Source organism: Pantoea sp. X-Soil-TKNS-1207, assembly GCF_059730485.1.
The window spans coordinates 1,598,552-1,621,559 of record NZ_AP035958.1 but is presented as its reverse complement, the minus strand read 5'-3'; the positions used below and the strand labels follow the sequence as shown (position 1 = coordinate 1,621,559).

Here is a 23,008-nt window from a genome sequence, read left to right as displayed (position 1 = left end):
TCACAATGGACTGACGTTATTTTAACCGTCACCGGGGGTGAATAACTACACCCGGTAGCGTAAAGATTGCGTTAGTCGGAGCAACGGTAAGCGAAAGGCCATGTTTTTTCGGCCTGGTCGCCATAAATGGCGCCCCTACGCATCAGGGTGCGTATTTATAACCGGATGTGATTGTTGTTGGGCGCGTATTTATAACCGGATGTGACGTTGCCGGGTGCAATTTTTATAACCGAACGTCACATTGACGCGCGCGTATTTATAACCGGACGTAGCATTAGCGCGTGCGTATTTATCCCCCGCACCTGACGTTGTAGGGTGCGTATTTATACACACCTGGAGGCACCGCTCTCCGCAGCACCAAAGAAAAAAGCCGCTATCGGCACACGATAGCGGCTTTTAACCGGGTTTAAGCTCCGTCAGATCACGCGCGCTGTTGCAACGCCAGCGGGTTAATCTTCAGTTTTTTATAGCTTTCCACCCACTGCTGATACTTCTCTGCATTTTCCCACAGACGGGTATGCACTCGCGCCAGCACCACCGGGTCGCTAATCAGCTGCAAACGCTGCTCGCGATTCAGCTTTTCCGGTGCTTCGCTCAGGGCATGATCCACGCGGCGATCGCGCGCATTGTCGATAATCGGGCTATGCAGGTGACGTGATGTCGCCATTGCCGTCGCCAGCGCGTTAAACGCCGGGTTGAACAACGCATGCATAAAGCCGTTTTTCAGCGCACGTTCGCGGTTCAGTTGCAGGTAATTGTCGGTATCCAGCAACTCTTTCGGCGGATCGTACTCTTCCGGGATCAGGAACAGTTTCGCACGTTTGCTTTTCAGACCGATGGTAGCGCGGCTCGACATGACCGAGACAAACGGCGACAGAATCAGCGAGAAAACAATCGGCGACAACCACCACAGGAAGTTCAAATCGAGGAAGCCCATACCGGCAGCCCAGACAATGCCCAGCAGCATCTGCGATCCGTGACGACGGAAAGCTTCACTCCACGGCGTCGCATCATCATCACGCTGCGGTGAGTTCCACACCACTTCCCAGCCGAGGAACGCGCTGACCACGAACACGGTGTGGAACAGCATACGTACCGGAGCCAGCAGCACCGAGAACAGCATCTCCAGCAGCAGCGAGAAGAACAGCCGCACGGCACCGCCGTAAGGTTTCGCGCCTTTGAACCAGATCAGCACTACGCTGAGCAGTTTCGGCAGGAACAGCAGTACCAGGGTGGTTGAGAACAGCGCAATCGCCAGATCCGGACGCCACTGCGGCCACACCGGGAACAGCTGGCGTGGTTGCAGGAAGTAGGTCGGTTCCATCAGCGTGTGCACCACCTGCAAGGCAGTGGAGAGCGCGAGGAACATAAACCACAGCGGCGCCGACAGATACGACATCACCCCGGTCAGGAACACCGCACGGTGCACCGGGTGCATCCCTTTCACCAGGAACAGGCGGAAGTTCATCAGGTTGCCGTGACACCAGCGACGGTCGCGCTTCAGCTCATCCAGCAGGTTCGGCGGCAACTCTTCATAGGAACCCGGCAGATCGTAGGCGATCCATACGCCCCAACCGGCACGACGCATCAGCGCCGCTTCTACAAAGTCATGCGACAGAATCGAACCGGCAAAAGACCCTTCGCCCGGCAGCGGTGCCAGCGCACAGTGTTCAATAAACGGCTTCACGCGGATGATGGCGTTGTGGCCCCAGTAGTGCGATTCGCCCAGCTGCCAGAAGTGCAGACCCGCGGTAAACAGCGGCCCGTAGACACGGGTGGCAAACTGCTGGCAACGCGCATACAGCGTATCCATACCCGAGGCTTTCGGCGACGACTGGATAATACCGGCGTTCGGATTGGCTTCCATCATGCGCACCAGACCGGTAAGACACTCACCGCTCATCACGCTGTCCGCATCCAGCACCACCATGTAGCTGTAGTTGCTGCCCCAGCGACGACAGAAGTCATCGATGTTGCCGCTCTTACGCTTCACGCGACGACGACGACGGCGATAGAAAATCTTGCCGGCGCCGCCCACGTCACGAACCAGCTCCATCCAGGCTTTCTGTTCCGCGATGGCGATATCGGCATCGTAGCTGTCGCTGAGAATGTAGACGTCAAAATGCTCGGCGTTGCCAGTGCGCTGGACCGATTCCCAGGTCGCACGCAGACCGGCGAACACGCGTTCGACGTCTTCATTACAGATCGGCATGATCAACGCCGTGCGATGTTCCGGGTTCAGCGCTTCATCGCCCACCGTTGAGTAGGAGATGCTGTACTTATCACGGCCAATCAGCAGTTGCAGGAAGCCCATCAGCGCGGTCCAGAAACCGGCGGACACCCAACAGAACAGGATGGCAAACAGGAACAGAATGCCGGTTTGCAGAATATACGGCAGGATCAGCTCCACCGATTGCAGCCAGTTCTGGTTGAACAACTCCAGCGGATCGAGCAGCGTCCAGCCCTGATACGGCAGAATGGTTTTCATGTACCAGGTCGCGACCACTGTCTGAAGCAGGGTCAGGATCAGCAGCACATAACGGCGCATCGAACCCACATGACGCCATTTTTCCTCGGCCTTCTGCTCCTCGGCGGTGGTGTAGCGCGGCGTGGATTTATGGCCACGCAGCGAATCCCAGGCGCGTGCCAGCGGGTTGGTGCGCCAGGCTTCCGGGAACATCAGCGAACGCTTCACCTTCGGCATCGCCTTCAGCGTGGTGCGGTCGAGATAATCTTTGCTTAACTGCTGACCTTCAGCCAGTGAATCCGGCCAGGCCATCTGCACACGGGCCGACACCGATTTGAGCGGCGCGTCATCCGGGCGCTCGCTGGCGGCATTATCATGCCCCAGCGACGAATGAATAGCGTGGAACGCCTGGGCATTTTGTAGCGATGCACTCAGACGTGCGCGCCCCGCCGCATCCAGCGGCAGGGCTTCCACGTAAGATTGAGGTGTAAAAGTCGATTTATTCATTGGCAGGTAACTGATAGCTCCAGGTTTCCGTCAATGTCTTGTCGCCGCTAACCAGCGCCGCACGCATTTCCGTCGGCTGCTTGTTATCTTTCACGCGCAGACGCAGAACCAGACGCCAGCCTTTAGTCACCGGGTTGTAACGCACGCTCTGCTCAACCACTTCGGCGTTATTGCCCACGCTAACCTGTGGTGCCACCTGCGTGTTTTCCGGCAGTTTGCTCATCGCTCTGCCGACAAAATCGACGGTAAAGGCGATGGTGCCGTCCGGCTGACGCACCAGATTCGACTGTTTAACATCACCGGCAGAACGCAGCGTGTTTTTCACCCAGGCGATATCGTCGGAGTGCAACAGGTTCTCATCACGCGTGAAGTGCAGACGGTATTTGAAGTTCATCTCTTTGCCCGGATCCGGCAGCTTCTCCGGTGTCCAGAAGGCAACGATGTTGTCGTTGGTTTCGTCGGCGGTCGGGATCTCCACCAGCTCAACACGACCTTTGCCCCAGTCACCCAACGGCTCTACCCAGCCGCTTGGGCGCAGGTCGTAGCGATCGTCGAGATCCTGATAGTGGCTGAAATCACGGTCACGTTGCAGCAGGCCAAAACCTTTCGGGCTTTCGATGGTGAAGGTGCTCACCGCCAGATGTTTCGGGTTATTCAGCGGACGCCAGATCCACTCGCCGTTGCCGGCATGGATGGAGAGACCGTTGGAATCATGCAGTTCCTGACGGAAATTGGTGACCGGCGATGGCTGATTAGCACCAAACAGGTACATGCTGGTCAGCGGTGCAATGCCCAGTTTACCTACGGTGTCACGCAGATAAACTCTGGATTCCACGTCAACGGTGGACTCTTTGCCCGGACGTACCACAAAACGGTATGCCCCGGAGGCGCGCGGTGAATCCAGCAGTGCGTAGATCACCAGCTGCTTGTCCTGCGGTTTAGGTCGCTCGATCCAGAATTCTTTAAAGCGCGGGAACTCTTCGCCTGATGGCAGCGCGGTATCGATCGCCAGGCCACGAGCCGACAGACCATATACCTGGCCTGCGCCAATGACGCGGAAGTAGCTGGCACCGAGGAAGCTGGTAATTTCGTCGTCTTTACCCTTTTCGTTCAGCGGATAAAGTACTTTAAATCCGGCAAAACCAAGGTTTTTCACCGAGTCAGCGTCATGTTTGACGTTGCCGAAGTTGAAATAGTCCGGGTTGTACTTGATTTCACGTACCGTCGACGCGGTTACTTCGTTGATTTTTACCGGGGTGTCGAAATACATACCCTGATGATAAAACTCAAGTTTAAACGGCGTACGCAGTTTGCCCCAATAGGCTTTGTCGTGGTTAAACTGGATCTGCTGATAGTCAGCAAATTTCATTTCACGAAACTGAGAGGGTAAGTTGCTCTTTGGCGCTTCAAAACTTTTACCTGCCAGCGCTTTGGCCTGTTTTGCTACATCATCAAGGTTGAACGCCCAGCTATTGTTCGCGTACAACGCAAGCAGAACTGCTGCACCTACCCAGCGCATCTTCATCAGTCCGGCCTTATTTTTCACTTTAGTCAGCACATCCCCCCCTTTCGTGTGCTTAGATCAAACCCGCTTATCTTAAAGGATTATTCGGTTTTCCGACAGCTTATGTAAAAGATTGTTCCCCGCATTGGGAAGCTGAAAATGCGCTTTTCGGATAATTAAACGATACAGAATCAACTGATAGTATACCCTGTTTACAGCAGGTAGAATTTTACTCCGGCATAATCCGGTTTCAGGGCGAAACCGGCCAGGACAAAAACTATTGGATGCTTATGAGTGCAGCAAAACCCGAACGCGAATATTTTCTCGATTCGATTCGAGCTTATCTAATGTTGTTGGGCGTGCCCTTCCACGTTTCTCTGATCTACTCCACACAACGATGGTCGGTGAACAGCCAGGACGCCTCGATGTGGCTGACGGTGCTGAATGATTTTATTCACGCCTTCCGTATGCAGGTGTTTTTTGTCATATCCGGCTATTTTTCCTACATGCTTTACCTGCGCTATCAACCTCAGCGCTGGCTGAAGGTGCGTCTGGAGCGCGTGGGTATCCCGCTGCTGACCGCCGTGCCGCTTATCACCCTGCCGCAGTTTTTTATGCTGAAAAGTCTCACGGACAAAGTAGGAGATTGGGGCAGCTTCACGCTTTATCAAAAATACAATGCGGTGATGTGGGATCTGATCTCCCATCTGTGGTTTCTGGTGGTGCTGGTGATCCTCACCACGCTGGGGATGATCACCTTCCGCTGGCTGCGTGGTCAGCAGCGACGCATTGATTATGAACGTGTTGGCTGGGGCAAGCTGACGCTGGCGCTGCTGGCCTGGGCGCTGGTGTGGTGCGTATTCCGTCGCCTCATTTTTCTCTTCCAGCCCAACCTGCTGATGGACGCCCTGTTCAGCACCGCCGTGATGCAGATGCTGTTTTTCCTGCCGTTCTTTATGCTGGGCGCGCTGAGCTGGAAACACCAGGCGCTGAAAAAACTGTTCGTGCGTTTTAACCCGGTGATGTGCTTCGGCGCGATTCTGGTCTTTATCGCCTACAGTCTGAACCAGCGTTACAGCAGCGGCGACGGCTGGCTGTACGAAATCGACACGGTGATTTCAACGCTGATGGGCCTGTGTATGCTGAATGTCTGCTTCTGCTTCGGTCATAAACTGCTGAACAGCCACTCACCCCGCATCATGTATCTGGTGAATGCCTCGCTGTTTATCTATCTGGTGCACCATCCGCTCACCCTGCTGTACGGGATCTTTATCACCCCGCTGATCAGCAGCGATACGCTGGGCTTTTTCCTCGGCCTGTTGATGGTGTTTGGCGTGGCGTTTGCGTTGTATGAAATCCATCTGCGCATCCCGGTGCTGCGCTTCCTGTTCTCGGGGAAACCTCAGCGCAAATAACCGTCGGGCCAGCTCAGCTGGCCCGTTTTATTTACAGCAGCCACTCCACCGGTAAGCGCCACACCAGCCGTACCAGCAGACGTTGCAGCCAGGTACATTGCGGCTCGTGGATATGCACCACTTCCCCCGCTTCACCGGGATACTCCACCCAGTTCACCCTGCCCCAGCCATCCAGCGTTAAGCTCCAGGCGCGATCGCGCATCCCTTTGATAAACCGCTGATGGGTTTTCTGCGCCAACTCGTCGCTTTCAATCACCAGCCCCATCTCGGTATTCAGCACCGCGGAGCGCGGGTCAAAATTGAACGAACCGATAAACACTTTGCGGTTATCGACGGTGAAGGTCTTGGCATGGAGGCTGGAGCCGGAGTTACCGGTCAGACCACGGTCGTGCGGCGCTTCGCTGGCATTGGCCTGCGGCTTCAGTTCGTACAGGGCGATACCGTGGCGCAGCAGTTTTTTGCGCCAGCGGGCATAACCGGCATGAACCACGCTGACGTCATTAGCCGCCAGCGAGTTGGTCAGAATGGCGATTTTCACCCCGCGCCGCTTCAGCGCCAGCAGTTGCGCCACACCTGCGCGCGTCGGGACAAAATAGGCGGAGATAATATCGAACTGCTGTTGCGGCGTACCAATCACCTCCAGCATACGCTGCGGTAACAGGGAGGATCGTTTGGCTTTGCCCAGCCCTTTGCGCGGATCATCACTCAGCAAACGGGCGGCGGCCCAGGTCATACTCAGCGAACCTTCCGCCATCTGACTGACAAAAGACGAATGTTCCAGCCGCGCCATATAGCGCTGCACCGGCTCACTGTGCTGCCATGCCGTGGGCAGGCGCACCGCCTGATGCCGGTCGCCGCTCACCTCCACCACGCTGCGCAGCGGCGACACCGCTTTGCTGTGCCAGTAGCGGTCGAAATCCTGCGCCACCTCCTGCACCACCGGGCCAATCGCCAGCACGTCCAGATCGGTAAACAGCGGTTCATCGCCGGTGCCAAAATACTCATCGCCAATATTACGCCCGCCCACCAGCGTCGCGGCATCGTCCACCGTCAGGCTTTTGTTATGCATACGGCGATTAAGGCGGGCAAAATCAGTGAGATAACCAAGCATCCGCAGCGTGCGGAAGGAGAAAGGGTTGAACAGCCGGACGGCAATGTTGGGATGACGATCCAGCTCGGCGAGGGTTTCATCCAATCCCGGCGTATTGTTGTCATCCAGCAGCAGTCGCACTTTAACGCCGCGTTCTGCCGCATCGAGCAGCGCGCTGAACAGCAGGCGACCAGACATGTCGTTTTGCCAGATGTAGTACTGCACATCCAGCGTGCGCTGGGCCATGCCCATCAGCAAATAGCGCGCCGCAAAGGCGTCCAGCCCATCATTGAGGGGATGGATGCCGCTCATTCCCGGATGGCGCGCGCAACGCGCCTCAGCAATATCATTGAGCCAGTTTTGGTTGTGTTCCTCAGAATGGCGTGGTGCGACTTCGCTCATGCGTTTTCCCTGAATCCAATCGTTCTTTTATTGTTGGTGGCTGTGCCGGGCAGCGCAATAAGAGGCTTCCGGTTGCGGTCGCAGGCAGGCTGTTAAATTAGTCTAGACTTAGCGGAACCTTCTGCATTCGACATTCGCCGTGAGGAGAGGAAAATGGCGCAGCATCCCCTTGATCCGCCATCCCCGCGCTATCAGCCCCGGCTGTTTCGCAGCTTTTTTCAGGGCAGCTTTCCCTGTTCCACCGCTGGTCGCGCCGGTGGGCGGCGGCTGGATATGGTGATCAGCAGCGGCCATGACATGCTGCTGGACAAAGATTATGCCGCCCTGGCGCAGGAAGGCCTGCGCACCGCACGCGATGGGGCGCGCTGGTATCTGATTGAAGCCACGCCTGGTGAGTATGACTGGCGATCCTTTCTGCCGATGGTCCATGCCGCGGTGCGTCACGATCTGCAAATCATCTGGGAGCTGGCGCATTTTGGTTATCCCGACCACCTCGATATCTGGAGCGCCGCGTTTGTTGATCATTTTGAACGCTTCGCGCGCGCTATGGCCCAGCTGATGCGCGACGAAGGGGTGCAGCAGCCCTTTTTCACGCCGATCAATCAGATCTCCTTCTGGTCGTGGGCCGGAGCCGATGTAGCCTGGCTCAATCCCTATGCCAGCGATCGCGGCAAAGAGCTGAAGCGTCAGCTGGTGCGCGCGTCTCTGGCGGCGATGCGTGCGATTCGCGAGATCTACCCGGACGCGCGCTTTGTGCTGACCGATCCGCTGGTGCAGGTCGCTACCGATCCGGCCAAACCCGACAGCAAACCCTATGCCGATGCGCAGCATCAGGCGCAATTTGAAGCCTGGGACTGGCTGGCTGGCCGGGACGCCCCGGAACTCGGCGGCAGCGAGGATTTTCTCGATATTCTTGGGCTGAACTACTACCCGGATAACCACTGGTTTTTCCCTGGCGAACCGCTGCCGGTTGATCACCCCTCGCGTCTGCCGCTGCATCGTCTGTTATTGCAGTGCTGGCAACGTTATCAGCGTCCGATGCTGCTGGCCGAAACCGGTGCCGAAGGCGATGCCCGTGCCCCCTGGCTGCGTCAGGTAAGTGAAGAGGCGATGCTCGCGCTGGAACAGGGGGTGGCGCTGGAGGGGATTTCGCTTTATCCGGTGGTGGAGTATCCGGCGTGGGCCGACGATCGGCGTTCACCCGGCGCGTTGTTCGGGCTGGGCGATCCCAATGGCAACCGTACGCTGCACGAAGGCCTGGCGCTGGAGTTACGCAGTCAGCAGATTAAGTGGCAAAAGCGTCAGCAGAATTAGGATTGCTGAGTGGTGGCGTGTTTCGGCGGGCAGGTCTGGACATCCAGCGATTGTTCGGCGGGATGGCGCACATCGGTAAGCCAGGTCATGGTAAACAGGAATACCACACCAATCAGACAGGCGGAAAGCAGTCCGATAATGGCGATCAGTTTGTCATCTCTGGATTCCATCGACATCTCCTTGCAGGCTTCCAATCCCCGTCGTAGCTGACCTTAGCTCATCCATAACGTCATCATCAGGACAAAGATTATAAGGGTAACCGAGGTCACTGCAAGTACCACAATGGCAAACTGCGCATCGTCGAGCGGCTGCCGCATAGGTTCGTCGTGATCGTCGGGTGGAGCAGGTGAACTCATGTTAACTCAACAGAAATTAAGGGGTCGACCAGCAGGATTACCGCATCGAGTGTAATGGAATAGTGGAAAAGATGAAGAATTATTTCTGGATGCGTTAACAACGGGGCGCAGATGCGCCCCGCAGGGAGGATTAGAAATCGTAGCTCATTGACACTTTCAGGGTACGCGGTTCGCCCTGGAAGATGTAATAGCCGTAGCTTTCTACGCTGGCCCAATATTTCTCATTGGTCACGTTATCCATACCAACACGCCAGACCATATCATGATCGTTAACCTTAGTTCGGTAACGCATTCCCAGGTCGAGGGTGGTATAGCTATCCAGCGATTTGGTGTTCTGCGCATCCGCATATTGTGAGCCGGAATGGTTCACATACGCCGTGGCCGTCAGACCGTCCACCGGCTTGATATCGTACTCCGCGCCCAGCACAAAGTAGTAACGCGGCACCCCGATCGCCTGTTTACCGTTAAGCGTGCCGTTGGCGGACTCGGTAATCTGCGCATCCACCCAGGTGGCGCTGCCATTCAGGCGGAAGCCCAGTACCGGCTCGCCAAACAGATTCAGCTCCACGCCACGGTTACGCTGCTCGCCATTCAGCGCATAGACGTTGTCGCTGTTGGTGATGGCATTCGGCTTACGGATATCAAACAGCGACAGCGCCCCGCCCACGCGTTCGAAATCGACCTTCACGCCCACTTCGTTCTGTTTGGAATGGGCGATGCCGGTGGTCTTGCCGTAGTTCGCTGCGGTGTTCGGTGCGGCGCTGCCTGGTTGCAGGGCTTCGGTATGGTTCGCATAGAAAGAGACCTCTTTCCACGGCTTATAGACCACGCCATACGTTGGCATCCAGCGGCTGGCATCGAAATTGGAATCGCTCTCTTCGGCACCGGTGTCGTTATCGTAGCTACGCACCACCACTTTCTGATGGCGGGCGCCAGCGGTAAACAGCAGGGTATCGTCGAAGAAGCCCAGCGTATCGCTCAGCAGATAACCCTGAGTGCGGGTTCTGTTGGTGGTCAGCGGATCATTGTAATCCCCGCTGCCAGAGGTATTTTCCGGCACGGCGGTTGTCGGCGTGTCGTAAATATTGGTATCGACCGACGGGCCGCCATAACGCCAGGCAATTTTATCGCGCTTAACCACGGCGGAGTAACCGAAGTTCACTTTATGGGTGATAAATCCGGTGGTGAAATTGCCGCGAATGCCGGTCATGCCGCTGAAGGAATCAAGAATACGGTTAGTATCCAGACGGCCATACTGCGCATCGCCGCTGGCATCCAGCACCGTCGGGCTGGCATACAGGCCCATTTCATGGGAGTGCTGACCACCGACTGCGCCATACCAGGTCCAGTTATCGGTTAAGTCATATTCTGCCTTCGCCATACCGAACTGGCTTTCGATATCGCTATAGACCCACGGCTGGCTGGTGTTATGCGTGGCCGATGGCGCGGCAGGAATGAAATCCAGGCCAGAGACGTTAATGCCGATGCGACCGCCGTGGAAGGTCTGTTTCTGATAACCCATATCCAGCGAGGTGCGCAGGCGATCGCCGCGGTAATCCAGACCCAGTGAAGCGGCGGTGGTGCGGCGTTTTTCACCGTGAACCGCGGTATCCCCCTCACGATCCAGCACATTCACCCTGACGCCGAACTGGTTATTATCACCAAAGCGACGACCCGCATCGACCGAGGCTCCCACCTGAGAAGACGAGGTGTAGTCGAGGCCCACGCGCGCCATCGGCGTATCTTCTGCATGTTTGGGTTCGAGGTTGATCATCCCACCCACGCCGGACGTGGCCGCACCATTCACCAGGGCGTTGGCCCCTTTGAAAATTTCAACGCGATCAATTAACTGGGTATCAACCACCTGACGCGGCATCACGCCCGGCAAGCCGCCGAACGTCATATCGTCGCCGTCTAATTCAAAACCGCGAATACGATAGGTTTCAGCGAAGTTGCCGTAACCCTGCACGTTCTGCACGCTGGCGTCGTTACGCACCACATCAGCGATGGTTTTCGCCTGCTGGTCCTGAATCATTTTGGAGGTGAAGCCAATCACGTTGAACGGTACGTCCATCGCATTTTGTTCACCCAGCATACCGAGACGGCCGCCGTGGGCGATCTGACCATCGAGATAGGCCGGCACCAGCTGATCGCCGCCCGGTTTAAAATCGGTTTGCGGTGTTGCCACCACCGTCAGCGTTTGCTGTTCATTTTTTGCCGCCTGAGCGGCGGTAGTCGTCGTGGTGTTGGTCGTAGCAGCCATCACTGGCAAACAACCGGCACTGACCATTACTGCCAGCAGTGTCGGTTTCAGTCCGGGATTGAAAGGCGTTGTTTTGCGCATGGATATCCCCTGATGCAAAATTTACTGAGAATCATTATTATTGCGGTTTGCGATTATGCTTAGCGCCGTTCTTAATGCAAGCAAAATCCTGCCAGGTGACTGGCATCATTCAGGCAGCGTTTGAGCAGCGCGATCGCAGGGATGACGGAACAGGGTTGCGCAGCGGCAGGACAAAGGCAGGGTTTTCAATCAGGTAGCGCGGATGGACGGTTACAGTCGCGCTGAAACCGTCCGGTTTTACCGTCAGGCATCACGCCAGCGGCGGAACACCAGCGAGGTATTGATGCCGCCAAAAGCGAAGTTGTTTGACTGGATATAATCGGTCTCAAGCTGACGCGCTTCACCCATGATGTAATCCAGCTCGCCACACTCCGCCGCAGGCTGCGTCAGGTTCAGCGTCGGGGCAAACCAGCCTTCGCGCATCATCTCAATACTCATCCACGCCTCCAGCGCCCCACAGGCGCCAAGGGTATGGCCGAAGTAGCTTTTCAGCGACGATATCGGCGTATTGGCGCCAAATACCGCCGCAGTCGCCTGACTTTCCGCAATATCGCCACGATCGGTGGCGGTGCCGTGGGCATTGACGTAACCAATCTGATCCGCGCTAACGCCCGCCATCTGCAACGCGCGCTCGATGCAGATTTGCATGGTTTCGCGCTGCGGCTGGGTGATGTGCGCCGCGTCGCAGTTGGTGTGAAAACCCACCAGCTCGGCGTAAATGGTGGCGCCGCGCGCCTGCGCATGTTCCAGCGACTCCAGAATCAGCGTCCCTGCCCCTTCGCCAATCACCAGCCCGTCGCGCTGCTGATCGAAGGGCGCTGGCGTGGTGTGCGGCGCATCGTTGCGCTGGCTGGTGGCGAACAGCGTGTCGAACACCGCCGCCTCGGAGGGACAGAGTTCTTCCGCGCCCCCCGCCACCATCACGGTTTGATAGCCGTGACGAATCGCTTCCCAGGCATAACCAATCGCCTGGCTGCCCGAGGTACAGGCGCTGGAGGTTGGGATCACCCGACCGCGCAGACCAAAAAACAGCCCGGCATTCACCGCCGTGGTGTGCGGCATCATCTGCACGTAGGTGGTGCCGGTGATGTTGTTGGTGTGTTTTTCCGTCAGCATGGTGGCGAATTCGCTCACCGGACCGGTGCTGCCGGTGGAGGAACCATAGGCAATGCCGGTCTCACCGCTGGTCAGGACCGGATGGTCGATCAGCCCGGCCTGCGTCAGCGCCAGCTCCGTGGCGCGGGTCGCCAGCAGCGACACACGCCCCATGGCACGGATACGCTTGCGCGTGTAGTGATCCGGCAGCGTAAAGTCATCCACCGGTGCGCCCAGCAGCGTATGCAGCCCGTCGTACACCTGCCATTCCGGCATTTTGCGTACCGCGTTCTGCCCCTGTTTCAGGCGGGCGGCCACTGCCGACCAGCTCTCGCCAAAGGCTGTGACGCCGCCCATCCCGGTTACGACAACGCGCTGTATCACAGCATACCTCCATTGATTGAAATCACCTGACGCGTGACGTAGCCCGCGATATCCGACATCAGATAGCTGGCCAGTCCGGCCACCTCTTCCGCCGCGCCCATACGCTTCATCGGAATCATCTTCATGGCTTCGTCAATCACCTGCGGCTCCAGATCGGTCATGCCGGTGTCGATCAGCCCTGGCGCGATGCAGTTGACGGTAATTTTGCGTTTCGCCAGCTCAATCGCCAGCGCCTTGGTGGCACCGATAATGCCCGCTTTCGCCGCGCTGTAGTTGACCTGGCCGCGATTGCCCATAATGCCCGACACTGAAGAGAGCGTAATGATGCGTCCGCCTTTACGCAGGCCAATCATCGGCATTACGCAGGGGTGAATGACGTTGTAGAAGCTGTCGAGATTGGTATGGATCACGCTGTCCCACTCTTCGTCACTCAGCGCCGGAAACGCCGCATCACGGGTGATGCCCGCATTGCTGACCACGCCATAATAGGCGCCGTGCGCGGCGATATCCTGTTCCAGCGCGGCACGCGTGGCATCACGCTGCGCGACATCGAATTGCAGCGTGCGCCCGGTACCGCCCGCCGCCGCCAGCTGCGCCAGCGTCGCGCTGGCGCCCGCCGCGTCACGGTGATAATGCACCACCACATTAAAACCATCCTGTGCCAGGCGCAGAGCAATGGCACGTCCGATTCCCTTGCTCGCGCCGGTCACTAATACGCTACGTGTCATGGCTGATTTCCTTGTGGCAATAATCGTTGTAATTCATCGTCGTTCGGTTGATAGGTGTTGAGGCGGCCGCTGGCCAGCTGCGCGGCAGCGTGGCGGATTTCCCCTTCAAAACTGCCCAGTCGCTCATCACGCATCAGCAGATGCATCTCCACCTGCAAAGTGATGCCTGCGGCAAAGGCGGCAGTGGCGGCGCGGTAGCCGCGCCCGCCCAGCAGCATTCCGGGGCGGATGGCGTCTGCGCCTTGCTGCCTGGCATGAAAGCCAGACCAGACGCCCACCGTCTGCGCCATGATCTCCACGCCAAACCAGGCGGGCAATTCGCCCTGCGGGGTGAGAAACGGCGCCAGCACGCCCTGCGCGTCAATGGTTACTTCGCAGATCACGCGGTCTGCGGTTACCGCAATCACGCGATCCAGCAGCAGCATCGGGGCCTGGTGCGGTAAATACGCGCTTACCGGCAGAAAATCAGCCATCGACTCGTCCTGTAATCAGGCAGGTGTTGTTCCCGCCAAAAGCAAAAGAATTAGACGCAATCACCGGACGCGCCAGCGGCTGCGCCTCGGTAATCAGACCGCAATCCGGCAGCGTGAGATCGCGCTCGGCCTGCGAGAAATCCTGCGGCGGCAAAGGTAAGTGGTGATCCAGCAGCAGCAAGGACAGCGCCGCTTCGGTGGCACCGGCCGCGCCCAGCGTATGACCGGTAAGATGCTTGGTTGAACTGCTGGGGACGCTGTTGCCAAACAGGCGGTGCACCACCGCCGACTCCACCTGATCGTTGAGCGGCGTCGCGGTGCCATGCAGATTGATATACCCCACCTGCTGCGGGGCTAACCCCGCCTGTTGCAGCGCCATCAGCATGGCGCGTTCGGCCCCGACGCCCTCCGGGTGCGGTGCCGACATATGCCAGGCGTCCGAGGATTCACCGGCACCCAGCAACGCCAGCGGCTGCGGTTCACGCGTCAGCAACAGCAGCGCCGCCGCTTCACCGATCGAGATCCCGTCACGATCGCGGCTGAACGGCGCACAATGGCGTTCCGAGAGCGACTCCAGGCTGGCGAAACCATTAATCGGCATTCGGCTGAGTGAGTCGGCGCCGCCCACCAGCGCCACGTCGGCGAGGCCAGCCGCAATCAACCGCTCGCCGCTGATAATGGCGCGGGCGCTGGAGGAACAGGCGGTGGACAGGGTATAGGCCGGGCCATCCAGCTCAAGATAATGCGCCAGAAAGCGCGAGGGATCGCCCATCTCCTGCATACGATAATCGTAACCCGCCACGCCGCCGCTCACCTGACGATCGCCTTCATCAACGCCCGAGGTGCTGGTGCCGAGGATCACCGCCACGCGGTCGCGACCGTATTGCGCGATGGCCGCCTCCACCGCCGGGCGGATCTGCGCCAGCGCCGCCAGCAGCAGCTGATTGTTGCGGCTATTATGCGCCGCCAGCGCAGCGGGAACCGGCGGCAAAGCGCCCTGCACGGCACCCAGCCAGCACGGTTTGTCGCCCGCCAGCCAGCCCTCGCGCAGCTGCATACCGGGTGCGACGCCCCGTTGCAGCTGGGTGGCGATCTGCGCCAGGCTGTTGCCCAGCGCGTTAACCATGCCGTATGCCGAGATGTAGATCATGATGCGTCCAGCTGTTGAATCTGTATCTGATAACCAAAGGCGCGCTGATCGATGCTGATCGGCGTGCGCTGGCTGCCGCGCTGCATGTAACGAATCAGCGTCACCACCTTGCCCGCCGGATCGCGCAGCTCGCGTCGATCGCCAATATCCTCTAACTGCCAGCCCGGCGGCAGCTGGGGCTGCCAGGCGCTGATTGGCCAGTGGCTGAGCATAATATCAGCCAGCACCTGGCTGGCGGGCGGCATTTCCGGCAGCGCCATCATCTGCTGAGTATGGATGCCATTGCTGTCATAGGTGACGCGGAACAGACGAATGCCGAGCGACGACAGCCCGGCCAGGCTGATTTGCTGTCCATCCGCCGCCAGCAGCACCAGCAGCGACTGGGTTTTCCCTTGGGCGTGGCCGGTTAACAGCTGCTGCTGCTGGAACGCGGGCGCAATACCCGGCGCGGGCAGCGTCACGCGCACCCCCGGCTTCAGCCAGGCGGTTGGTCGATTGGCCTGGCTGTTGTGCTGCGCGCAACCGCCCAGCAGCAGGCTGATCAGCAGCAGAATCATGCCCTTATTCATCGTTGCTTCCTTTTCTGCACCAGCGCCAGCGGCGCCAGCAAAAATGCACAGAAGATGCCGCTGCACAGCACGATACCAAAGCTGCTGATAGCCGCGGTGCTGCTGAATACCAGCATACCGAGCGTCAGCAGCGTGGTCATCATCGCCAGCGTCACCGCCAGCATTGAGGTAAGCGGCGTGCCGCGGGGGTTGCTGAAAAACAGCGTGTAATTGATGCCGATGCCCAGCACCAGAATCAGCGCCAGCAAAGCAAACAGATTGAGGCTGGCACCCGTCCAGCCGAGGGTGGCCAGTGCCGCCGCCAGCGACAGCCACGACGGCAGCGCGCTGCGCAGCCCCGCTTTCAGCCCCAGCCGGATCAGATAGCTCAGGGTGATCAGCAGCAGCGCCAGCGCCAGCAGGCCGCTGAGCAGGCTGCGCCAGAAGGCAAACAGCTGATCATAGCTGGCCTTGCGATCGACCCAGCTGACGCCCGGCTGTTTCCCGGCCAGCTGCTGCAACGCGCCGCTGTCGCGCACGCCATTGACCGGCACCAGCACGCTGCTGAGCCCGTCCGGCAGCGACAGCCACAGCAATCGCCAGCCTTCGCTCAGCGGGCTTGCCAGCCAGTTTTCTGGCGTGACCGGCATAGCGCTGAGATCGGGGTCTGCCGGGGTGACGCCGGCTTGTTTCAGGCGCGCGGCGACGGTCGGAGCCGCCTGACGCAGCAGCGCCAGATCCTGCTGTTGCTGCGCCAGCGCGCTGAGCGGCAGCAGGCGATAGCCCGCCAGCCAGCCCTGCTGCTGCGCCTGCTGCAACCGGGGAGCCAGCGCGCTCAGCCGTTGCAGCGTTTGTTGTTCGTTATCGCCCCACACCACAAACCAGGTTTGATCCGCCTGCTGGCCGGTGAGCTGCGACAGCTGACGATCCTGCGCCAGCAGCTGGGCCGGGGCGCTTTGCAGATGGGCGATATCGTCGTCAATCTTCAGTTGCAGCATCCCGGTCAGCGCATACAGCGCCACCAGCGCGGGCAGTCCCCATTGCAGCAGCCGATTGCGGCGCCAGGCAGCCAGCCAGCGCGCCAGCCATACCATGCCCGGCACCGGACGTACCGGCAGGCCGCGCACCAGCCACGGATAGAAACAGATCACCGTCAGGCAGGAGGCGCTCAGGCCGCAGGCGGCAAACACCGCCAGCTGGCGTAAACCGGGGAACGGTGCCAGCAGCATCAGCAGCCAGGCAATGGCGGTGGTGGCGAGCGCCAGCAGCAGCGTGGCGCGCACCTTGTGCAGGCTTTGCCACGGGGTGGATTGATCGCCGTGCACCATACGTTCGGTCAGATAGTAGAGCGTATAATCGGCCGAGATGCCGACAATGCTGAGGCTCATCACCAGCGTGGTGAGATGCAGCTCGCCAAAGCACAACAGCGTCGCCACCGTACCGGCCATCGCGCCGATCGCCACCGACAAAGCGCACAGCGCCAGCGGACGCAGCGAGCGGAACACCAGCCAAATCAGCAACAGCAGCCCGACCAGCGTGGCGCTGCCGAGGGTTTCCACATCATGCTGCGCGCGCTGGCTGGCATCATCGCTGAACAACACGGTGCCGCGCGTCAGCAGCTGCGCATCCGGCCAGCGGGTTTTCAGTTGCTGCGCCAGCTGGTTTAGCGCGCTGACCAGCTGATGACTTTGCTGAATGCTGAACGCATTGCTCGCCAGTTCGCCATGCAGAAAATACCAGCGGCGCTGCTGTTGATCGTTCACCGTCAGCCAGCCGTTATGCAGCACCATTTTGCTGGCGTTTTGTTGCAGCGCCAGCTGCGCGCCACGCACCAGCAGCAAAGGATCGTGCTGCAACTCTTTGCTGCTGACGCCAGCAAAGGCGGAGAACAGCTGCGCCAGAATCCAGTCAGCCTGCCCTGCCCCGCCGTTTTGCAGACGCGCACGGGTGGCATCGTCGATCAAACCATTACGATGCTGCCAGGCGAAGCTGCCCCAGCGCGCCATCTGCTGGTCGTCCATCGCCCCGCTGACCTGGCGCAGCATCGGCAGGGCCTGTAGCTGCGCTTGCCACCAGGCTGCGGCGGCATCGCCATCCTGATCACTGGCGCTGACCAGCCATACCAGCTGCCGATCGAGGCGCTGCATAAATCCCTGCTGGATATCCGCCGGTGCCTGGCCGAGCGTCTGCTGCGGCAGCAGGGCCAGCACGCTGCTGTTCAGCTGGCTGCGCGGCAACAGGCAGGCCAGCGCAATTGCCAGCGCCAGGCACACCGCCAGCCACAGCAGCGCCAGCGTTTTTTCACTGTGTCGCAGCAAAACGCGCGCGCTCCTCGTCGGTGAGATGATCAGGCGTGGTGCGGGTGTCGCTCAGGGTGATATCGGTTTTATCGCCCTGTTTATCATCCAGCGTGATGTGATTGAGGAAGGCTGCGCCCTGCAATTCGATACGCTCGAAAATTTTATTCAGCGGTGCCGCTTTCGGCGTCAGATCCAGCTGCCAGTTATCGCCGCCCTTATCCTGAAAATTGAGGGTGAAATTCTCCTGCAACACCTTTTCGTCGGCCTGAAACAGCGCGCGCAGCAGATGGTTAAACTGGAACATTTGCGGGTTGCTATCGGCGGTGATCACCTGCGGCGGCTGGCCGCTCAGGCTCTGCACCATGCGTTTATCATCCAGCAGCAGCGTCATCGGGAATGGCGTATTTTGCTGCCACCACAACCCCTGCTGCCGGGCGATCAGTAACTGGCCGCGCGAGACCAGCGGCTGCGACATGCCGGCAATGGTGCGCACCTGGACAAAGTTAGCGCGGATCACCGGCTGGCTGGCAAAACGTTGTTGCAGCTGCTCAAGGGTGACTGCGCTGGCGCTGACGCTCCACAGCAGCAGTATCGTCATCACAATTCGTTTCATGGTTGCACTCCCAGACGTTCAAACAAAATGTCAGGCGAGACAAAACACATCTCCTGCGTGGCCTGACTGACCGCCACCTGAATGGTGTGGGCCTTGGTGGTCACCTGCCCCGCCGCGTTGCTGATGGCGTAATCAATGCGCAGGCGGTTTTCATATTCGCTGATCCAGGCGGCGACGCGGATAGCCTCTTCGCAACGCAGCGGCAGGCGATATTTCACCCGCGCGTCCACCACCGGCCAGACATAGCCGCTGGCCGCCATCTCGCTGTAGCTGTAGTTGACGCCGCGCAGCAGCGCTTCGCGCGCCACTTCAAAGAAGCGGAAATAGTTGCCATGCCACACCACGCCCATCGGGTCACAGTCGTGAAACGAAACCACAATCTCCACCTCGGCACGGTGGTTCTGCTCACTCATCGCTGTTCTCCTCTTCGGGCAACGTCCAGAAATCGTAAAAATTAAACCAGTCCAGCGGCGCAAGAAACGCATGATGTTGCAGCCGCCGGGCATAGCGATCCACCGCCTGCTGCAACGCCTGCTGACGGCTGGCACGCGGCAGCAGCAGCGGTGAGGCAAAGGCTTCGCAATGTACCCGCAGCTTGCCCTGTTCGCGCAGCGCGAACATCAGCAGCACCGGGCAGCGCAACGCGGCCGCCAGTAAAAACGGCCCCTGCGGAAAGGGCGCGGGCTGCCCGAGAAATTCGCTCCAGACGACGCGGCGCTCGCCGCCGCGCTGCCGATGCACCGCCGTGCGGTCGCCGACAATCGCCACCCACTCGCCCGCATCCAGCTTCTGTTGCAGCAGGATAGCGGTATCCGGGCCAATATCCGTGACCGGCATCAGATTGACCCCGGCCTGCGGCGCAATGCTCTCCAGCACCGCGCGGAAACGCTGGGCGTTGTCGGTAAACACCAGCGCATTAATCACCAGACCGCTCACCTGCTTCGCCATCGCGCGGCAGGCTTCGATATCCCCCAGATGCGAGGCGAGGATCAGATGCCCGGTGCCATCGGCCGCGCGGATCACCGCCTCTGCGCCGGGGGCAAAATCGATATCCCGTCCCCACTGCACATCGCCGCGCCAGCTGGCGACTTTGTCCAGCATACTGTGGCCGAAACGCAGAAAGTGGTGATAGCTGGTCAGCGGCCCGGTCAGGCGACGATTTTCCTGCTGCGCGCACTGCCGCACCCGCGTCAGCCACTGCTGCGACGCGGCGCGCGCCTGGCGGCCGCTCAGCCAGTACACCGCCACCACCGGCCATAGCAGCAGCAAAAACGGCAGCCGCCCGGCGCGCTGATACAGCCACAGCATAAAGCGCAGCCCCCACTGCCCCCGCCGTTCCGGCGTTGCCGCCCAGTGCTGCGTCTGACGGCGCTGCCTGAGCAGCTGCGGCATACGCGGCAACATGCCAAAGAACAGCCGGGTGTGCATCCAGGAGATACGCAGGTTGTCGCGCAGCGCGTCGAAGTGCGACAACCCGCTCGCCGGATAGGTGACGCGCGTCGCAAGGAAGCGACTCGGCGTGCCCTGCCAGTAGAGACGCACCATGATTTCGGTATCAAAATCCATGCGCTGGCCGATCGGCTGACGATCGCACAGCGCCAGCGACGGCCCCAGCGGATAGACGCGGAAGCCGCACATGCTGTCTTTCAGCGACAGCGACAGGGTTTCGACCCACACCCAGAAATGGGTGATGTAGCGCCCATACAGACGCGATTTGGGAATCGAGGCATCGTAAACCGGCTGGCCGGAGATCAGACAATCGGGATAGCGGCGCGCTTCGTCGAGCATCTGCGGCGTGTCTTCCACCTGATGCTGACCATCGGCATCCAGCTGCAACGCGTGGCTGAATCCGGCGGCAGCGGCCACGCGCATTCCGGCGATCACCGCCGCGCCCTTGCCCTGATTGGTCGCCAGCCGATGGATTTGCAGCTGCGGCGCGCTGAGCGCGTCAATCTGCTGGCGCGTCTGCGCATCGCTGCCATCATCGACAATGATGATCGGCAGATTAAAGGGCGCGAGACGTTGCAGCACCGACGCCAGCATCGCGCCGTGGTTATAGCAGGGGATCAGCACGCAGGGCGCAAAATGCGGACTCAGCACAGGCGAATCTTCCCGCTGCTGGCAACCGACGGGCCGCCATCAGCCAGCAGGCTATAGGTGAAGCTGAGCAGTGATTTCTCCGCCTGCCAGTGCAGTTGCAGCTCCAGCTGCGCATTCGGCGGCACCGGCTGCTGGAATTTGATGTTGTCAATCGAGGCGAAACTTTTGCCCGGCGCCAGACGCGTCAGACCGTAGTGCATCACCCAGTCGAGCTGGGCCACGCCCGGCAGGATCGGCAGCGTGGGGAAATGGCCGCGAAACCAGAACAGGTCGTCAGCCACATGCAGGCGCAGCGTCAGCGTGTCGTCGTGCTGCTGCGCATCAAGTTCAACCGGCAACATGAAAAAGCTCCTCAATTTGCGGCCACGCGCGTTTACTCTGCGCGGTCACCGGGATGGCGGTGACGACACGCCAGTAGCGCGGCATCGCCACCGGCTCCAGCCAGGGTTGCAATGCCTGTTTCCACTGTTGTTTACGTTGCGTCAGATCGGCGGCATCCAGCGTTTGCGGCAGCGCCAGCACCACGCCAATCGCCTGACGGCCATGACGCTGGATCGCCAGCGCGGCGGCATCATCAACCCCCGGCAGCGCCAGCAGGCGGCGTTCAATCTCGCTCAGCGAGACGCGTTTGTCTTCGATCTTCACCACCCGATCCTGACGGCCGGCCAGCTGAAAATGGCCGGACGGCTGCTGCACCAGGCGATCGTCCAGCGGCCAGCCGTCGGCGGTTTCCAGCAACGGTGAAAAGACGCACCAGTTGTCATCCGCCAGCGCCGCCAGCCGCACCGCCGGAAAACAGTGCCACGGCGTCTGCGCCGCGCTGAGGTGACGCCAGGCGATAACCCCGGTTTCGGTGCTGCCGTAGATTTCATCCACCGCACAGCCTAAACGCTGCCGGGTGCGTTCGGCATCCGGCCACGGCAGCGCGCCGCCTGCCGAAACAATCAGTTCGCAGTGCGGCAACGGGAGATCCGGGTCGAGGCGACGTAAAAACGCCGGGCTGCTGATCAGGCTATAACGCCGATCGGGGCGTTGATCGGCCAGCTGTTCGCTGTAAAACAGCTGCTGCGCGGCGAAAGGTAAACCGAGCGCCATCGGCAACACGATACGGAAGCTCAGGCCATACAGATGCTGATGGCTGACCGAGGCAATGATGTGGCTTTGTTGCAGGCGTGCGCCCCACAGCGTCGCCAGCCATTGCGCTTCGAGGTCCAGCGCGCGCACCGACTTCACCACCCGGCGTGGGTTGCCGGTGGAACCGGAGGTGAACAGCACCAGGGTGGCATCGGGCGCGATATCCGGCAGCGTGCCCTCCGCCTGCGCGCCATCCCAGCGCAGATGCGGCAGCGTGATGTCCAGCGGCATATCGCTGATCACCCCATCAAGGCTGGCGGCCATCTCATTCAGCTGTGCGGCGCGGCAATGGCCGGGAATGACCGGGGTTTTTCCCAGATGCCATAACGCCAGCAACGCCGCGGTGAAGTGATAGCTGTTGTCAAAACACAGCGCCCAATGCTGCCCTGGCTGCGTTTGCAGGCGCGCGCACAAGGCGATCACCTGCTGGCGCAGGCTGGTTAAGCGATATTGCTGCTGCCCGTGCCAGGCGACGGTGCGATCGTCGGCGCGCAGCCAGTGGGCGATGGCCTGTACCTTCATGCCTGTCTCCTCATCCGCTGACGCAGCAGCCATTCGCCGCCCATCAGCGTCCCCATCAGCAGATAGCTGATGCATCCATTCCAGAGTGTCCATAGCGAGAGATCCGCCAGCAGGCAGGTGATCAACGCCACGCTGCCATTGAAGAGAAAAAAGCCGCACCAGACCTGGGTTACGCGACGGGTATAGCGCACCGCGCGCGCGGGAAGTTGCGGTTCACGTAGCCGGGCGAGACGTTCCACCAGCGGCATGGCGCTCCACAGCGAGCTGCCAAACAGCGCCAGCATCAGCGCGTTGACCACGACCGGATACCACAGCAGCAAATGTTGTCCGCGCAGCCACAGGCTGGCGAGACACAACAGACAGCCCACCAGCGCCAGCAGCAGACCAACACGCGCCAGTGCGCCATGCGACTTGCGTAAGCTCCAGCCGCGTAACACAAACAGCAGCGCCAGCAGCAGCAACAGCGGACGCCATTGCGGATAGCTTAGCGCCAGCCATACCAGAAACGGCCAGGCGAGCAGCGCAATGCCGTTCAGCAGTCGCAATGCCGCTCGCATCCCGT

20 protein-coding genes are annotated in these 23,008 nt (G+C 59.9%); 2 read left to right on the top strand and 18 right to left on the bottom strand.

Annotation, left to right across the window (positions count from 1 at the left end):
- Positions 1-421 precede the first annotated feature (421 nt).
- A complete protein-coding gene (gene mdoH, locus AC6I8V_RS07425) occupies positions 422-2,974 on the bottom strand; it encodes a glucans biosynthesis glucosyltransferase MdoH (RefSeq protein WP_497845241.1) in 2,553 nt (850 codons plus the stop codon).
- A complete protein-coding gene (locus AC6I8V_RS07420; protein ID WP_497845784.1) occupies positions 2,967-4,502 on the bottom strand; it encodes a glucan biosynthesis protein G in 1,536 nt (511 codons plus the stop codon). The genes mdoH and AC6I8V_RS07420 overlap by 8 nt, the downstream gene beginning before the upstream one ends.
- Positions 4,503-4,768: 266 nt before the next feature.
- Here AC6I8V_RS07420 and mdoC point away from each other — a divergent pair, with 266 nt between their 5' ends.
- Positions 4,769-5,893: a glucans biosynthesis protein MdoC gene (gene mdoC / locus AC6I8V_RS07415; RefSeq protein WP_497845240.1), complete on the top strand. Its 1,125-nt coding sequence runs from the start codon at positions 4,769-4,771 to the stop codon at positions 5,891-5,893.
- 31 nt (positions 5,894-5,924) lie between these two features.
- On the opposite strand, the gene AC6I8V_RS07410 is transcribed toward mdoC, so the two are convergent.
- Positions 5,925-7,385 (bottom strand): phospholipase D family protein, encoded by a 1,461-nt coding sequence (locus AC6I8V_RS07410; protein WP_497845239.1) that lies wholly within the window; start codon positions 7,383-7,385, stop codon positions 5,925-5,927.
- A 153-nt stretch (positions 7,386-7,538) separates the two neighbouring features.
- On the opposite strand from AC6I8V_RS07410, the gene AC6I8V_RS07405 reads away from it, so the two are divergent.
- A complete protein-coding gene (locus AC6I8V_RS07405) occupies positions 7,539-8,699 on the top strand; it encodes a glycoside hydrolase family 1 protein (protein WP_497845238.1) in 1,161 nt (386 codons plus the stop codon).
- On the opposite strand, the gene AC6I8V_RS07400 is transcribed toward AC6I8V_RS07405, so the two are convergent.
- The 15 genes from AC6I8V_RS07400 to AC6I8V_RS07330 form a co-directional block, all read right to left on the bottom strand.
- Complete coding sequence (locus AC6I8V_RS07400; protein WP_497845237.1) at positions 8,696-8,869, bottom strand: hypothetical protein; 174 nt, start codon at positions 8,867-8,869, stop codon at positions 8,696-8,698. The two genes, AC6I8V_RS07405 and AC6I8V_RS07400, sit on opposite strands and share 4 nt — an antisense overlap.
- A gap of 42 nt (positions 8,870-8,911) precedes the next feature.
- Positions 8,912-9,055: a hypothetical protein gene (locus tag AC6I8V_RS07395; RefSeq protein ID WP_497845236.1), complete on the bottom strand. Its 144-nt coding sequence runs from the start codon at positions 9,053-9,055 to the stop codon at positions 8,912-8,914.
- A gap of 130 nt (positions 9,056-9,185) precedes the next feature.
- Positions 9,186-11,399, bottom strand: a complete 2,214-nt coding sequence (locus AC6I8V_RS07390) for a TonB-dependent receptor (protein WP_497845235.1) — start codon at positions 11,397-11,399, stop codon at positions 9,186-9,188.
- A gap of 243 nt (positions 11,400-11,642) precedes the next feature.
- Entirely contained in the window at positions 11,643-12,878 is a 1,236-nt protein-coding gene (locus AC6I8V_RS07385; RefSeq protein ID WP_497845234.1) for a beta-ketoacyl-ACP synthase, read from the bottom strand.
- Positions 12,875-13,606, bottom strand: a complete 732-nt coding sequence (locus AC6I8V_RS07380) for a 3-ketoacyl-ACP reductase FabG2 (RefSeq protein ID WP_497845233.1) — start codon at positions 13,604-13,606, stop codon at positions 12,875-12,877. The genes AC6I8V_RS07385 and AC6I8V_RS07380 overlap by 4 nt, the downstream gene beginning before the upstream one ends.
- Positions 13,603-14,079, bottom strand: coding sequence for a hotdog family protein (locus AC6I8V_RS07375; protein ID WP_497845232.1), 477 nt, complete (start codon positions 14,077-14,079; stop codon positions 13,603-13,605). The genes AC6I8V_RS07380 and AC6I8V_RS07375 overlap by 4 nt, the downstream gene beginning before the upstream one ends.
- Positions 14,072-15,229 carry a beta-ketoacyl-[acyl-carrier-protein] synthase family protein gene (locus AC6I8V_RS07370; protein WP_497845231.1) on the bottom strand — a complete coding sequence of 386 codons (1,158 nt, stop codon included), beginning with the start codon at positions 15,227-15,229 and terminating at the stop codon, positions 14,072-14,074. Before AC6I8V_RS07370 ends, AC6I8V_RS07375 begins: the two co-directional genes overlap by 8 nt.
- A complete protein-coding gene (locus AC6I8V_RS07365; protein ID WP_497845230.1) occupies positions 15,226-15,798 on the bottom strand; it encodes a DUF3261 domain-containing protein in 573 nt (190 codons plus the stop codon). Before AC6I8V_RS07365 ends, AC6I8V_RS07370 begins: the two co-directional genes overlap by 4 nt.
- Entirely contained in the window at positions 15,795-18,095 is a 2,301-nt protein-coding gene (locus tag AC6I8V_RS07360) for an MMPL family transporter (protein ID WP_497845229.1), read from the bottom strand. Before AC6I8V_RS07360 ends, AC6I8V_RS07365 begins: the two co-directional genes overlap by 4 nt.
- Positions 18,079-18,690: a LolA family protein gene (locus AC6I8V_RS07355; RefSeq protein WP_497845228.1), complete on the bottom strand. Its 612-nt coding sequence runs from the start codon at positions 18,688-18,690 to the stop codon at positions 18,079-18,081. The genes AC6I8V_RS07360 and AC6I8V_RS07355 overlap by 17 nt, the downstream gene beginning before the upstream one ends.
- Positions 18,687-19,103: an acyl-CoA thioesterase gene (locus AC6I8V_RS07350; RefSeq protein ID WP_497845227.1), complete on the bottom strand. Its 417-nt coding sequence runs from the start codon at positions 19,101-19,103 to the stop codon at positions 18,687-18,689. Before AC6I8V_RS07350 ends, AC6I8V_RS07355 begins: the two co-directional genes overlap by 4 nt.
- The gene (locus AC6I8V_RS07345; protein WP_497845226.1) at positions 19,096-20,790 is read right to left on the bottom strand and encodes a glycosyltransferase family 2 protein; all 1,695 of its coding nucleotides are present in this window, start codon (positions 20,788-20,790) and stop codon (positions 19,096-19,098) included. Before AC6I8V_RS07345 ends, AC6I8V_RS07350 begins: the two co-directional genes overlap by 8 nt.
- A complete protein-coding gene (locus AC6I8V_RS07340) occupies positions 20,784-21,131 on the bottom strand; it encodes a 3-hydroxyacyl-ACP dehydratase FabZ family protein (RefSeq protein WP_497845225.1) in 348 nt (115 codons plus the stop codon). Before AC6I8V_RS07340 ends, AC6I8V_RS07345 begins: the two co-directional genes overlap by 7 nt.
- Positions 21,118-22,446 (bottom strand): AMP-binding protein, encoded by a 1,329-nt coding sequence (locus tag AC6I8V_RS07335; RefSeq protein WP_497845224.1) that lies wholly within the window; start codon positions 22,444-22,446, stop codon positions 21,118-21,120. The genes AC6I8V_RS07340 and AC6I8V_RS07335 overlap by 14 nt, the downstream gene beginning before the upstream one ends.
- A complete protein-coding gene (locus AC6I8V_RS07330; protein ID WP_497845223.1) occupies positions 22,443-23,003 on the bottom strand; it encodes a COG4648 family protein in 561 nt (186 codons plus the stop codon). Before AC6I8V_RS07330 ends, AC6I8V_RS07335 begins: the two co-directional genes overlap by 4 nt.
- Between the last annotated feature and the right edge of the window lie 5 nt (positions 23,004-23,008).